The organism is Pseudomonas bananamidigenes, from assembly GCF_001679645.1.
In the GTDB taxonomy this organism is placed as follows: domain Bacteria; phylum Pseudomonadota; class Gammaproteobacteria; order Pseudomonadales; family Pseudomonadaceae; genus Aquipseudomonas; species Aquipseudomonas bananamidigenes.
The window spans coordinates 114360-127789 of sequence record NZ_LRUN01000041.1 but is presented as its reverse complement, the minus strand read 5'-3'; the positions used below and the strand labels follow the sequence as shown (position 1 = coordinate 127789).

10 protein-coding genes are annotated in these 13430 nt (G+C 61.5%); 3 read left to right on the top strand and 7 right to left on the bottom strand.

The window, feature by feature from the left end; genetic code table 11:
* Window positions 1-94: 94 nt before the first annotated feature.
* From BBF94_RS15445 to BBF94_RS15425, 5 genes are all read right to left on the bottom strand, one after another.
* Window positions 95-1270: a lactonase family protein gene (locus BBF94_RS15445; RefSeq protein WP_065259853.1), complete on the bottom strand. Its 1176-nt coding sequence runs from the start codon at window positions 1268-1270 to the stop codon at window positions 95-97.
* Window positions 1267-1575 carry a DUF5629 family protein gene (locus tag BBF94_RS15440; RefSeq protein WP_065259879.1) on the bottom strand — a complete coding sequence of 103 codons (309 nt, stop codon included), beginning with the start codon at window positions 1573-1575 and terminating at the stop codon, window positions 1267-1269. Before BBF94_RS15440 ends, BBF94_RS15445 begins: the two co-directional genes overlap by 4 nt.
* Window positions 1576-1741: 166 nt before the next feature.
* Window positions 1742-3322 (bottom strand): aldehyde dehydrogenase (NADP(+)), encoded by a 1581-nt coding sequence (locus BBF94_RS15435; RefSeq protein WP_065259852.1) that lies wholly within the window; start codon window positions 3320-3322, stop codon window positions 1742-1744.
* A 9-nt stretch (window positions 3323-3331) separates the two neighbouring features.
* Window positions 3332-4324: an AraD1 family protein gene (gene araD1 / locus BBF94_RS15430; RefSeq protein ID WP_065259851.1), complete on the bottom strand. Its 993-nt coding sequence runs from the start codon at window positions 4322-4324 to the stop codon at window positions 3332-3334.
* Window positions 4325-4470: 146 nt separating this feature from the next.
* Entirely contained in the window at window positions 4471-5793 is a 1323-nt protein-coding gene (locus BBF94_RS15425; protein ID WP_065259850.1) for an MFS transporter, read from the bottom strand.
* Between the two features lie 193 nt (window positions 5794-5986).
* Here BBF94_RS15425 and BBF94_RS15420 point away from each other — a divergent pair, with 193 nt between their 5' ends.
* Window positions 5987-7723, top strand: coding sequence for an IlvD/Edd family dehydratase (locus tag BBF94_RS15420; protein WP_065259849.1), 1737 nt, complete (start codon window positions 5987-5989; stop codon window positions 7721-7723).
* 186 nt (window positions 7724-7909) lie between these two features.
* Entirely contained in the window at window positions 7910-8629 is a 720-nt protein-coding gene (locus tag BBF94_RS15415) for a FadR/GntR family transcriptional regulator (RefSeq protein ID WP_065259848.1), read from the top strand.
* Window positions 8630-8906: 277 nt separating this feature from the next.
* On the opposite strand, the gene BBF94_RS15410 is transcribed toward BBF94_RS15415, so the two are convergent.
* Window positions 8907-11291 (bottom strand): efflux RND transporter permease subunit, encoded by a 2385-nt coding sequence (locus BBF94_RS15410; RefSeq protein WP_065259847.1) that lies wholly within the window; start codon window positions 11289-11291, stop codon window positions 8907-8909.
* Between the two features lie 28 nt (window positions 11292-11319).
* On the bottom strand, window positions 11320-12348 hold the full coding sequence (locus tag BBF94_RS15405) for a WD40/YVTN/BNR-like repeat-containing protein (RefSeq protein WP_065259846.1): 1029 nt from the start codon (window positions 12346-12348) through the stop codon (window positions 11320-11322).
* A gap of 460 nt (window positions 12349-12808) precedes the next feature.
* On the opposite strand from BBF94_RS15405, the gene BBF94_RS15400 reads away from it, so the two are divergent.
* Window positions 12809-13408: an amino acid synthesis family protein gene (locus BBF94_RS15400; protein WP_065259845.1), complete on the top strand. Its 600-nt coding sequence runs from the start codon at window positions 12809-12811 to the stop codon at window positions 13406-13408.
* Window positions 13409-13430 lie beyond the last annotated feature (22 nt).

Here is a 13430-nt window from a genome sequence, read left to right as displayed (position 1 = left end):
CTCGAGGGTTGCGCGCTTGAAATGCTTTGCACCATTACCTGTTATCAGCAGGATTAATACAAAGCTTCAGGCCCCGTAAACCGGGGCCTGCGGCTTATTGACGCACGATAAACTTGAGGTCGCTCGGGGCGTCCATCGGCAGTTTTTGCACGGTTTTGCCGAGCAGACCGGTCTTGCCGTCGCGTTCGACCACGACAATCTGGTTGCTCTTCTGGTTGGCGATCAGCAGAAATTTGCCGCTCGGGTCGAGGCTGAACTCACGGGGGTGATCACCCTCCACCGAACGCCGCTGCAGTTCCTTGAGCTGGCCACTGGCCGGGTCGATGGTGAACACCAGCAACTGATTGGCCGTGCCGCGGTTGCTGACGTAGAGGAATTTGCCATCGGCGGACGCATGCAGCGCCGCAGCGGCTTTGTCCGACGTCGGCTGGCCGGCCGCCAGATCGACCATTTGCGTCTGGGTCAGCACGCCGTCCTTGTAATCGAACACGGCAACCTGAGCGCTCATTTCCATGGTCAGCCAGGCATGCTTGCCGTCGGCGCTGAACAGCAGATGACGCGGCCCGCTGCCTGCCGGCAGTTGCACCGAAGCGGTTTTCGCCGGAGTCAGCGGCAGGTCCGGGTTGGCTTTCGGGTCGAACTGGTAGATGAAGATTTTGTCGGCGCCCAGGTCATTGGAGAACACATAACGGCCGTCCGGCGAGGAGATCGTCGAGTGCACATGGTTCGAGGCCTGACGCTCGGGATTGACCCGACTCGCCGGGTGCGCGCTCATCTGCACCACCGGTTTGAGCTTGCCGTCGCTGCCCACCGGCAACACCGCGAGGGTGCCGCCCGGATCTTCGACCACCGAATAGTTGCTGACGAACAGATGGCTGGCGTCGCCGCTGAGGCTCGAATGGGTTGGCTCGTTGCCCAGACTCTGCACCTGATTGATCAGGGTCAGTGCGTGGCTCTTGGGGTCGATCGAAAAACTGCTGACGCGACCGACCGGGTCTTTCTGGCCGGGACCGTTTTCGTTGACCACGAACAGGTGGTGCTGATCCTTGGAAAGCGTCAGCCACGAAGGGTTTTCGCTCTTGATCACTTGCAGCGGCTTGGCGTCGATCTGGCCAGTGGCGCTGTCGAAGTTCATCCGGTAGATGCCCTGGCTGGTGCCGGCGGTGTAGGAGCCGACCAGCAGCTGGTAGCTCTCGGCGGACGCGCTGGAAAGGCCCATTGCACCCACACTGCCGGCCATCAGCAGCGGCCAGAATTTACGCATGTTCATTCGGTTTCATCCTCGTCGTCGCCGCTGCCGAGTACGTCGCCGAGGCAGACCAGACGGTGTTCACCAACGGTTTTGGTGTCGCTGGCGTAGCCGACGATCAACCAGCTCTGCAGATCCTGGTCAAACGTCGCCGCTGCCACCTGAGCCGGTGTGAACTCCCAATGTTTGGCCGTTCGGCCATCGATGCACTCGATATGCAGGTTGTCGTTTTCATCGAGGGCGAATTCGAAGGCGTGCAGGCCATCGATTTCGACCATACCGCAATGTTCGAGGGCGTGGAGAAGGGTGTCGGGTACGGCAGTCATGGTGCTCATGTCTTTCAGGGGGGAAAGTGGCAATGATAGCTCAAAGCAGCCGCTGAGCCCTTGTGGGAGCGAGCTTGCTCGCGAATACGGAGTGTCAGGCAATTAACTAGTGACTGGACAGCCGCCTTCGCGAGCAGGCTCGCTCCCACAGGGATCTCGGTGTGGATTAGAGCGCCTCGCGTGAAGGCTTGCCGTCGACCAGCCGCTGAATCCGCAACGGGTTGGCATTTTTCAGCGGGTCCGGCAGCAGGCTGTCGGGGTAGTTCTGGAAGCATACCGGACGCAGGAAACGATCGATCGCCAGGGTACCGACCGACGTGCCGCGGGCATCGGAGGTCGCCGGATACGGCCCGCCGTGAACCATCGAATCACAGACCTCGACACCGGTCGGGTAACCGTTGAGCAGGATCCGACCGACCTTCTGTTCAAGCAACGGTGTCAACTCCGGGAAGCGTTCGAAGTCGGCCTGTTCACCAATGATGGTTGCCGTGAGTTGTCCATGCAGTCCATGCAGCGCTGCACTGAGTTGCGCCTTGTCGGTCACCTCGACGATCACCGTGGTCGGGCCGAACACTTCCTCCTGCAGCACTTCATCGCCATTGATCAACAGGCTGACATCTGCCTTGAACAATTGCGGCTGCGCCTGATTGCCCTGCTGCGGGTTGCCGGCCAGGTGCTCGATGCCGGCGTGCGCCGACAGTTTTTCCAGGCCCTTGCCGTAGCTGCCGAGCGTCCCGGCGTTGAGCATGGTTTGCGCCGGTTGATCGCCGATCAACGCGGCGACCTGCTCGACGAACGCCGTGAACTGCGGCGAGCGGATGCCGATCACCAGGCCCGGGTTGGTACAGAACTGACCGCAACCCTGCACCACTGAAGCCGTAAGATCGCGAGCAACGGTTTCCGAACGCACGGTCAGGGCCTGGGGCAGCACGATCACCGGGTTGATGCTCGACATCTCGGCGAACACCGGAATTGGCTGCGCACGCGCGGCGGCCATGTCGCACAGTGCGCGCCCCCCTTTCAGTGAACCCGTGAAACCCACGGCCTGAATCGCCGGATGCTTGACCAGCCACTCACCCACTCCACCGCCATAGACCATGTTGAATACGCCGTTCGGCATCGCGGTTTTCTCCGCCGCCCGAATCACCGCATCAGCCACGAGTTCAGCCGTGGCCATATGGCCGCTATGGGCCTTGAACACCACCGGGCAACCGGCGGCCAGCGCTGATGCGGTGTCGCCGCCGGCAGTGGAGAATGCGAGCGGAAAGTTGCTCGCACCGAACACCGCCACCGGGCCGAGGCCGATGCGGTACTGGCGCAGATCGGGACGCGGCAACGGTTGACGATCCGGCAGCGGCAGATCGATTCGCGCCCCATAGAAGTCACCACGCCGCAGGACTTTGGCGAACAGCCGCATCTGGCCGCTGGTGCGACCGCGCTCACCCTGAATCCGTGCGGCAGGCAGCGCGGTTTCGCGGCAAACCACGGCAACGAAATCATCGCCCAGCGCATCCAGTTCATCGGCGATGGCATCAAGAAACTGCGCACGTCGTTCGGCGCTCAAGCTGCGATAGGCCGGGTAGGCAGAAGCGGCGGCTTTGGCAGCGGCGTCCACTTCCTCCTGCGTCGCCTGAATGAAATCGTGAGGCAAGGATTCGCCCGTCGTCGCGTCGATGCTGTGCAACTTGACGCTGCCCGCCGCGCTGCGACGACCGCCGATGTAGTTGTGACCGAGAATCTGAGTCATGGGATCTCCTTAAAGGGTGCCGATGCTGTCCGGTTGAAAAACGGCTCCAACCGGGGCGATGCCATTGACCAGCGGCGCGCCGAATTCGGCCTGGCTGATCTCGAACACATCGCCCGGCTGAGTGCGGATGCCATCGGCGAACGACAGTGTCGCGGTGCCGAAAAAGTGAATATGCACGTCACCCGGACGCAGGAACTGGCTGTACTTGAAGTGGTGGTATTCAAGGTTCGCCAGGCTGTGGCACATGTTGGCCTCACCGCTGAGAAACTCGTTCTGCCACAGCACTTCACCGTTACGCAGGATGCGGCTGGTGCCGGCCAGATGTTGCGGCAATTCGCCGACGCGCAGTTCCGGGCCGTAACTGCAACTGCGCAGTTTTGAGTGAGCGAGGTACAGGTAATTCTTGCGCTCCATGACGTGATCGGAGAACTCGTTGCCCACCGCGAACCCGAGGCGATACGGCTTGCCGTCGTGGCCGATAACGTAGAGGCCGGCCATCTCCGGCTCTTCGCCGGCGTCTTCGGCAAACGGCGGCAGCGGGAACGACTGACCGGGGCGCACGACGATGCTGCCGTCGCCCTTGTAGAACCACTCCGGCTGCACCCCGGCCTGTCCCACCGCCGGCTTGCCGCCCTCTACGCCCCACTTGAAGATGCGCATGGTATCGGTCATCGCCGCTTCGTCGCCGGCCTGCTGATGCATCTTGTCCCGGGCCGAGGCGCTGCCGAGGTGCGTGAGGCCGGTGCCGCTGACCAGCAGGTGCGCAGGGTCCGGGTGGTCCAGCGGCGGCAGGATGCGCAGGTCTTTGAGCAACTGCGGGTAATCGTGACTGATGCCGAGGCCCAGGGTCTGCACTTGCTGCGCGAGGGTGCTGCCGGCTTCAATCGCGGCCAGTGCGAGATCACGAACCGTGCGCGCATCCTGCACCTCGCGCACCAGACCACCCTCGACCACCCCGACACGGCGCTCGCCGCTACTCAATTCGAATTGAACCAGATGCATAAATCCTCTCCTCTTTCCTCAAAAACACCGCCAATCCCTGTGGGAGCGAGCCTGCTCGCGAAAGCGGCATGTCAGCCACCCACGATGTTGCATGTGACGGCCTCTTCGCGAGCAGGCTCGCTCCCACAGGGGCCGGTGTCAGCCATTCAAGTTCGCGTTGCGCCCCTTGCACTCGCCGCAAACTGCTCGACCGGCAGCACATGCCTGCGCTCCAGCAAGCCATAGACGACGCCCGTCAGAAGCAGCCCGAACACCATCACGGCGGACAGGAAGTACAGACCGGAACCGAGATTGCCGGTGTACTCCTTCAACGCGCCGATCACGAACGGGCCGAGGTAACCGCCGAGGTTGCCCACCGAGTTGATCAAGGCGATGCCCGCCGCCGCACTGGCGCCGGCGAAGAATCGCCCCGGCAAGGTCCAGAACACCGCCGTGCAGGAGAACAGCGCAAATGCCACCAGGCACAGTGCTGCCAGTTGCGCCACGGGCAACGACAGCCAGGCGCTGAGGAACAGGCCGATGGCACCCAGCACATAGAGCACCGCCAGATGCCCGTAGCGGTCATTCATGCGGTCGGAGCTGCGCGGCACGATCAGCAGACCGACGATGCCGAAGATGTAAGGCACTGACGAGACAAAACCGGTCACCAGATCGCTGCCACCAAACTGTTTGATCAGGGTCGGCAGCCACAGTCCCAGGCCATAGATACTCAGGGTCACCGGCAGATAGAACAGCGCCAGCAGCAACACACGTTTGTCTTTCAGTGCATGCAGCGGATTGCCGTGACGGGTCTGACCGTATTCCTGCAGATCCTTCTTCAGCTCGCCGGTCAGCCAGTCCTTCTCGGCCTGGTCCATCCAGTTCACTTGCTGCGGGCCGTCCGGCAACCAGCGCAATACCGGCCAGGTCAGCAGGATCGCCGGGGTGCCGATGACGATGAACAGCCACTGCCAGCCATGCAGACCGAGGATGCCGTCCATGCCCAACAGGCCACCGGACACGGGGCCGGTGATCATCATCGCGATGGGTTGGGAAAGGATGAACAGCCCGAGAATCCGGCCGCGATGGCGCACCGGAAACCATTGGGTGATGTAGTACAGAACGCCGGGAAAGAACCCCGCCTCCGCCGCGCCGAGCAGAAAGCGCATCACGTAAAAACTGTGCGGTCCCTGGACGAACGCCATGCCGATGGTGATCGCACCCCAGGTGATCATGATTCGCGCGAACCAGCGCCTGGCGCCGAAGCGTTCGAGCATCAGGTTGCTGGGAATCTCCAGCAGAAAGTAGCCGATGAAAAACAGCCCGGCACCGAGGCCGTAGGCGGCATCGCCGATACCGATGTCGGCACCCATGTGCAGCTTGGCGAAGCCGACGGCGGAGCGATCCACATAGGCGATGAGGTACAGCAGGATCAGGAAGGGAATCAGTTTCAGCGTGATGCGCCGGACAAGCCGCAGCTCCTGGCTCATGGGGTCGGTCTCCGTTTGTTGTTTTTATGGAACCTCCGGGGACGCCTCTCGCAGAAAATTGCCAGGGTCATCCCTCAGTTGAAAGTGACTATATAGTAATACTTATTACCCAACAACACTTCCAAATGTCGGTTTTTGAGCTTATGTTTAGCTGAGACTCGCAACCAATAGTCTTACAATAAGAGAATCGATCATGTCTGAAAAGAAACCCACCCTGCGCTCCGCCCAATGGTTTGGCACCGCCGACAAGAACGGCTTCATGTACCGCAGCTGGATGAAAAATCAGGGCATCGCCGACCATCAGTTTCATGGCAAGCCGATCATCGGCATCTGCAACACCTGGTCGGAGCTGACGCCGTGCAACGCGCACTTCCGCCAGATTGCGGAGCACGTCAAACGCGGGGTGATCGAGGCCGGCGGGTTTCCGGTGGAGTTCCCGGTGTTCTCCAACGGCGAGTCGAACCTGCGCCCGACCGCCATGCTTACCCGCAACCTGGCGAGCATGGATGTCGAGGAAGCGATTCGCGGCAACCCGATCGACGGCGTGGTGCTGCTGACCGGTTGCGACAAGACCACCCCGGCGCTGCTGATGGGGGCAGCCAGTTGCGACGTGCCGGCGATCGTCGTCACCGGCGGGCCGATGCTCAACGGCAAGCACAAGGGCAAGGACATCGGTTCCGGCACCGTGGTCTGGCAGCTCAGCGAGCAGGTCAAGGCCGGCACCATCACGATTGACGACTTCCTCGCGGCCGAGGGTGGCATGTCCCGCTCGGCCGGCACTTGCAACACCATGGGCACCGCCTCGACCATGGCCTGCATGGCCGAAGCGCTGGGCACGTCCCTGCCCCACAACGCAGCGATTCCGGCGGTGGATGCGCGGCGTTATGTGCTGGCGCACATGTCCGGCATGCGTGCAGTCGAGATGGTGCGCGAAGACTTGAAGCTGTCGAAGATCCTGACCAAAGAGGCTTTCGAAAACGCGATCCGGGTCAACGCGGCGATTGGCGGTTCGACCAACGCGGTGATCCACCTCAAAGCCATTGCCGGGCGCATCGGCGTGGAGCTGGATCTGGACGACTGGACGCGCATCGGTCGCGGCATGCCGACCATCGTCGACCTGCAACCCTCCGGGCGTTTCCTGATGGAAGAGTTTTACTACGCGGGCGGCTTGCCGGCTGTATTGCGCCGCCTCGGCGAAGCCAATCTGATTCCGAATCCGGACGCGCTGACCGTCAATGGCAAATCCATCGGCGAGAACACCAGGGACGCACCGATCTACGGCGAAGACCAAGTGATCCGCACCCTCGACAACCCGATCCGCGCTGACGGCGGGATCTGCGTGTTGCGCGGCAACCTGGCGCCACTGGGTGCGGTACTCAAGCCATCAGCCGCCACACCGGAACTGATGCAACACCGTGGCCGCGCCGTGGTGTTCGAGAACTTCGATGTGTACAAGGCACGGATCAACGACCCGGAACTGGACGTCGATGCCGACTCGATCCTGGTGATGAAGAACTGCGGGCCGAAGGGTTATCCGGGCATGGCCGAAGTCGGCAACATGGGCTTGCCGGCCAAACTGCTGGCCCAGGGCGTGACCGACATGGTGCGCATCTCCGACGCACGCATGAGTGGCACGGCGTACGGCACCGTCGTGTTGCACGTCGCCCCGGAAGCGGCGGCCGGCGGGCCTTTGGCGGTGGTGAAGGAAGGTGACTGGATCGAGCTGGACTGCGCCAACGGCCGTCTGCACCTGGACATTCCGGACGCCGAACTGGCGGCGCGCATGGCGGATCTGCAACCACCGCAGCAATTGCTCGTGGGGGGTTATCGTCAGCTGTATATCGATCACGTGCTACAGGCGGATCAGGGTTGCGACTTTGATTTCCTTGTCGGTTGCCGAGGTGCCGAGGTACCGCGCCATTCCCACTGACACCGCCGCCCCTGTGGGAGCGAGCTTGCTCGCGATTGCGATTTATCATTCAACATCCAGGTTGGCTGACACTCCGCTATCGCGAGCAAGCTCGCTCCCACATTTGCTTTGTGTATCCACCTCAAGATTATGTCGTGCCTGCTATGATGCGCGGCATCTCCATCGCTCAGGATCGCGCCGCTCCCCATGGATTACCGCAAACCTTCCGACCGCAAAAGCATGCATTCGCGCATTGTTCAGGAACTGGGCATGCAGATCGTTTCCGGCCGTTTTCTGCCCGACGACAAACTGCCCGCCGAAGCCTTGCTCTGTGAGGAATACGCGGTCAGTCGGCCGGTGTTGCGCGAGGCCACGCGAGTGTTGGTCGCCAAGGGCCTGGTGTACTCGAAGCCTCGCGTCGGCACCGTGGTCAAGCCGCGCCGCGAATGGCACATGCTCGACCCGGACGTGCTGCACTGGCTGATGCAAAGCAGCCCGCAAAATGAATTCTTCAATGTGCTGACCAGCGTGCGCAGCATCATCGAACCGGCCGCCGCCGCCCTCGCCGCCCAGCACGCCACCGAAGCCGACATCGCCGCGATTGGCGAAGCCTACCGGCGCATGGAAGCCGCACCGACCCCGGAAGCCCTGCTGCAACCGGATCTGGACTTCCACAGCCGCATTGCCGACGCGACCCACAACGATTTGCTGGCGAATCTGTGCAACATGTTGTCGGTGGCGATTGCCGAGGCGTTGAAGCATTCGAACCAGCGACCGAATCTGCACGAACTGGCACTGCCTCGGCACAAGGCGATTCTGACTGCCATCGAGAACCGGGATGCGTTGGGGGCTCGGCATGCGACGCTGGTGCAGCTGGATGATGCGCGGAGTGCGCTTAGTGTCGTGCTTGGCACGGAACTCTCTTAAGCCTTTAGACCGCTTGCCCTCACCCTGGCCCTCCCGAAACGTCGGACCGCCCGGAGGGAGAGGGAACCGATCCGGGAATATTGACGATCTACACCGACGTGAACGATCTGCTTTGAATCCATTATCGACCCGGTTTTTCAGGTCGATGTATGACGCGAGACATTGCGGTCGGTCCCCTCTCCCTCGGGGAGAGGGCTAGGGTGAGGGGCTTTTGATCTTGCCTCACAAAAAAAGCCGCAACCCTTGGGTTGCGGCTTTGTCGTTTCAGACTCGCCGATCAGTGAGCAAACAGAGAATTGCCCTTCTGCCCCGCCAGCTTCTCAGGCTTGATCAGGAACTTGGCCAGCGCCGGCAACAGCCACAGCGCACCGAACATGTTCCACAAGAGCATGAAGGTCAGCATCAGGCCCATGTCGGCCTGGAACTTGATCGCCGAGAAGATCCAGGTGCACACACCGATGGCCAGACACAGACCGGTGAACAGTACCGCCTTACCGGTGGATTTCAGGGTCTGGTAATAGGCTTCCTGCAACGGCAGACCGGCACGCAGGAAACTTTCCAGACGGCTGTAGATGTAGATGCCGTAGTCCACGCCGATCCCCACGCCCAGCGCAACCACCGGCAGGGTTGCGACCTTGACGCCGATGCCCATGAACGCCATCAGCGCGTTGCCCAGCACCGAGGTCAGTACCAGTGGCAGCACGATGCACAGGGTCGCCGCCCAGGAACGGAAGGTGATCATGCACATCACCGCCACGCAGATGTACACCAGAATCAGGATGGTCAGCTCGGCCTGTTTGATGACTTCGTTGGTGGCCGCTTCGATCCCGGCGTTACCGGCCGCGAGGATGAACTCCAGACCGTCCTTGTTGTTGTCCCTGGCGAATTCCTGCACGGCTTTCACCGCACGATCCAGGGTCTCGGCCTTGTGATCGTTGAGGAACACCAGCAACGGCGCCAGCGAGCAACTGTTGTTGTACAGGCCGTCGGCACGGGCGATGGAGTTGTTCAACACATCCGGGTTGCGCGACAGGGTTTCCCATTTCAGGTTGCCCTCGTTCATGCCCTTGATCATCTGCTTGGACACGGTCACCAGCGAGATCGCCGACTGCACGCCCTCGGTGTTCTGCATCTTCCACATCAGCTCGTCGATCGGCGCCATGGCTTCATAGCGCGAGCAGCCTTCTGCCTTGGTCTTGACCATCACCACCAGTACGTCGGAGCTGGTGGAATAGTTGTTGATGATGAAGTTGTTGTCCTTGTTGTAGCGCGAGTCCGGACGCAGTTCCGGCGCGCCCTGGTCGAGGTCGCCGATCTTCAGGTTCTGGCTGTACCAGAGGCCGCCACCGAAGGCGATGAGCGCCAGCGCGACGGACACCGGTGCGACTTTCGCACTGGCGAAGTTCGACAGCAGGCGCCAGAACGGGTGCTCGCGGTTCGCGTCCTTCTTGCTCTTGGCGATGGCCCGCTTGCTGATGCCGACATAGGAAATCGCCACCGGCAGCAGGATCAGGTTGGTGAACACGATCACCGCCACGCCGATGGACGCGCCGATGGCCAGCTCACGGATCACGCCGATGTCGATGATCAGCAATGTGATGAAGCCCACCGCATCGGCGAGAATCGCGATCATCCCCGGCAGGAACAGTTGCCGGAACGTGCGCCGTGCGGCAGTCAGGGCGTTATCCGCTTCGCTTGATTGCAGGGCGATACCGTTGATCTTCTGCACGCCGTGGGAAATGCCGATGGCGAAGATCAGGAACGGCACCAGCATCGAATACGGATCGAGGCCGAAACCGAAGAAGTGCATCAACCCCAGCTGCCAGACCACCGCCACCAGCGTGGTGCTCAACACGGCCACGGTACTGCGCAGGCAGTGGGTGAACCACAGCAGCAGGATCAGAGTGATGACGAACGCCACGCCGAAGAACATCACCACCATCACCAGGCCGTCGATCAGATCACCGACCTTCTTGGCGAAACCGACGATGTGGATCTTGACGTTGGGGTTCTGGGCTTCGAACTTGTTGCGGATCTTGTCTTCCAGTTCATGGGAGAACTGGCGGTAGTCCAGCGCCAGCAGCTTGCCCTGGTCCTGCGGGTCCGGGTAGGACTCCAGCAGCGGGATGTCGACGATGCTCGATTTGAAGTCGTTGGCCACCAGACGCCCGACCTGACCCGACTTGAGCACGTTGTTGCGCAGCATGTCGAGGCTGTCCTGGGAGCCGTCGTAGCTCTGCGGGATCACCTCACCGCCGGCGAAACCTTCCTCTGTCACTTCGGTCCAGCGCACGCTCGGGCTCCACAGCGACTTCAGGCCGGAACGGTCGACGCCGGAGATGTAGAACACCTCGTCGTTGATCTGGCGCAGGGTCTCCATGTACTCCTTGGTGAAGATGTCGCCATCCTTCGCTTCCACCGAAATGCGCACGGTGTTGCCCAGGTTCGTCAGATCGTTGCGGTGCTCCATCATCTTCTCGATGAACGGATGCTTGAGCGGGATCATTTTTTCGAAGCTGGTGGACGGCCGGATCAGTGTGGCCTGCCAGAACAGGAAGATGCTGACCAGCAGGCAGATCACGATCACTGCCGGGCGGTTGTTGAAGATCAGGCGTTCGAGGAACGTCGCCTTGTCCTGATGATGAGTGCTCAAGGAAGTCATAGCCCCGCCTTCTTATTATGGATTCGGCTCATTTGCCCAGCTCGGTGCCGTCTGGAGTGGTGGTGTGGACGCCACCCTGCCCGCTCAGGATCAGGTTGCCGTTGCCGGCGGCGGTGACCGACGACAGCGAGATGCGATCCGGGCGGTTGAACACGCTGAAGGTTTCACCGTTGTCGCTGCTGCTGATCACCGTGCCGCCGTTGCCGACGATGATGATGGAGCCATCGTCGAGCCGTGTGGCGCCGGACAGGCCGAACTCCAGCGCACCGCGCGCCGCCTTGAGTTCGATCTGCTGCCAGGTGCTGCCGAAGTCGGTGGAGCGATAGAGGTTGCCGCGCAGCCCGTAGGCCAGCAGCGTGGAAGGCTGGGCAGTGCCGATCACACCGAACAGCGAGCCCTGATACGGGCCTTCGATTTTTTCCCAGCTCTGGCCCCAGTCGGCGGAACGGAACATCGCGCCCTGCTCGCCCACGATGAACAGCCCGGCGTCCTTGACGGCAGCAATGGCGTTGAGGTGGAACTGGTCCTGGTTGTCGAGGCGGTCGCTCACATCTTGCCAGTTCTTGCCGCCGTCGGTGGTTTCCAGCAAGGCGCCGTAGGCACCCACGGCAAGACCGTTGTCGAGGTCCTTGAACCAGAGGTCGAGCAACGGCGATTCGCGCTTGAGGTCTTCGAACTGTTTGGTCCAGGTCTGGCCGCCGTTTTCACTGGCGAGAATCTGCGCGTCATGGCCGACGGCCCAGCCATGCTTGTCATCAACGAAATACACGGCCGTCAGCAACTGACGGCTCGGCACCTTGGCCTGGGTCCAGATCTTGCCCTGGTCGTCGGAGTAGAGAATGTGCCCGCGATCCCCGACCGCCACCAGCCGTGCGCCGGCGTGAACGACATCGAGCATCAGGCTTTTCGGGGCCTTGGCCGATTCGATGGCGTAGACCACATCGGCGGGCGCTTCGGCAGCCAGGACAGGCGCCGACAGGCTGGCAAAGCCCAGCAGAGAGAGTGCTGTGGCCAGCAACGCGGTGTTGCGTAACGCCGGCGGGCGGCAACGACTCATAGACCTTCCCCTATTTATTATTGTTAGGCCGTTCGGCCTTCAAGGGCGCCGCAAGCGTGCTCCAGCGACGGTTGGTCAGAAGCATAGTCCTGAAACCCGCAACCCAGAGCCACTTCGGAAGCTGGCTCATCCTATCGGGCATTCGAAACGTCTGACAATCGGCGCAACGTTATCTTTTGTTAACCGCGCAAGCTGGTGTTGCGAATGAATTCCAGTGAGGGAGCGAGCCTGCTCGCGAAGGCGGCGCTGCAGTCAGCATCATCACTGGCTGAGCCACCGCTTTCGCGAGCCTGCTCGCTCCCACAGGGGAATGCTGGTGTGTTCGTGGTTGCGCTAGAGGCTGAATGCGCGGGCATTCGTCCGACTGATGGAAGGGAATCTTGTGTAGGGGACTTGCGCGATCGGTATTATGGTATACCATCAGACGCACAGACACTCTTTATCCCCTACGGAGCAGCGCATGAGTTTCGAAATTCGCAAGATCGTCAGCTATGTCGAAGAGACCTTCATTGAAGGCGGCAAGACGTCCGACACCCCGGTGACCATGGCTGGCCTGGCCGTCGTGATGAAGAACCCGTGGGTCGGCAACGGCTTTGTCGAAGACCTCAAGCCGCAGATCCGCGCCAACTGCTCTGACCTGGGCGCAATGATGGTAGAGCGACTGGTGGGCATCATTGGCGGCGCCGAGAAGATCGAGGCCTATGGCAAAGCGGCAGTGGTCGGCGCCGATGGCGAAATCGAGCACGCCTCGGCGGTAATCCACACCCTGCGCTTCGGCAACCACTACCGCGAAGCGGTCAAGGCCAAGAGTTACCTGAGCTTCACCAACAAGCGCGGCGGTCCCGGTACTTCGATCCAGATACCGATGATGCACAAGGACGACGAAGGCCTGCGCTCGCACTACATCACCCTGGAAATGCAGATCGAAGACGCCCCCCGTGCCGATGAAATCGTCGTTGTGCTGGGTTGCGCCGACGGTGGTCGTCTGCACCCGCGCATCGGCAACCGCTACATCGATCTGGAAGAACTGGCCGCCGAAAAAGCCCGGTCAGCACAATAAAAAGGCATTGCAGGAGCGCTCC

Coding starts and splice junctions, on each gene's coding strand:
- BBF94_RS15435 (WP_065259852.1), bottom strand. CDS start 3,322: ATGACTCAGATTCTCGGTCACAACTACATCGGCGGTCGTCGCAGCGCG.
- BBF94_RS15400 (WP_065259845.1), top strand. CDS start 12,809: ATGAGTTTCGAAATTCGCAAGATCGTCAGCTATGTCGAAGAGACCTTC.
- BBF94_RS15445 (WP_065259853.1), bottom strand. CDS start 1,270: ATGAACATGCGTAAATTCTGGCCGCTGCTGATGGCCGGCAGTGTGGGT.
- BBF94_RS15420 (WP_065259849.1), top strand. CDS start 5,987: ATGTCTGAAAAGAAACCCACCCTGCGCTCCGCCCAATGGTTTGGCACC.
- BBF94_RS15410 (WP_065259847.1), bottom strand. CDS start 11,291: ATGACTTCCTTGAGCACTCATCATCAGGACAAGGCGACGTTCCTCGAA.
- araD1 (WP_065259851.1), bottom strand. CDS start 4,324: ATGCATCTGGTTCAATTCGAATTGAGTAGCGGCGAGCGCCGTGTCGGG.
- BBF94_RS15440 (WP_065259879.1), bottom strand. CDS start 1,575: ATGACTGCCGTACCCGACACCCTTCTCCACGCCCTCGAACATTGCGGT.
- BBF94_RS15415 (WP_065259848.1), top strand. CDS start 7,910: ATGGATTACCGCAAACCTTCCGACCGCAAAAGCATGCATTCGCGCATT.
- BBF94_RS15405 (WP_065259846.1), bottom strand. CDS start 12,348: ATGAGTCGTTGCCGCCCGCCGGCGTTACGCAACACCGCGTTGCTGGCC.
- BBF94_RS15425 (WP_065259850.1), bottom strand. CDS start 5,793: ATGAGCCAGGAGCTGCGGCTTGTCCGGCGCATCACGCTGAAACTGATT.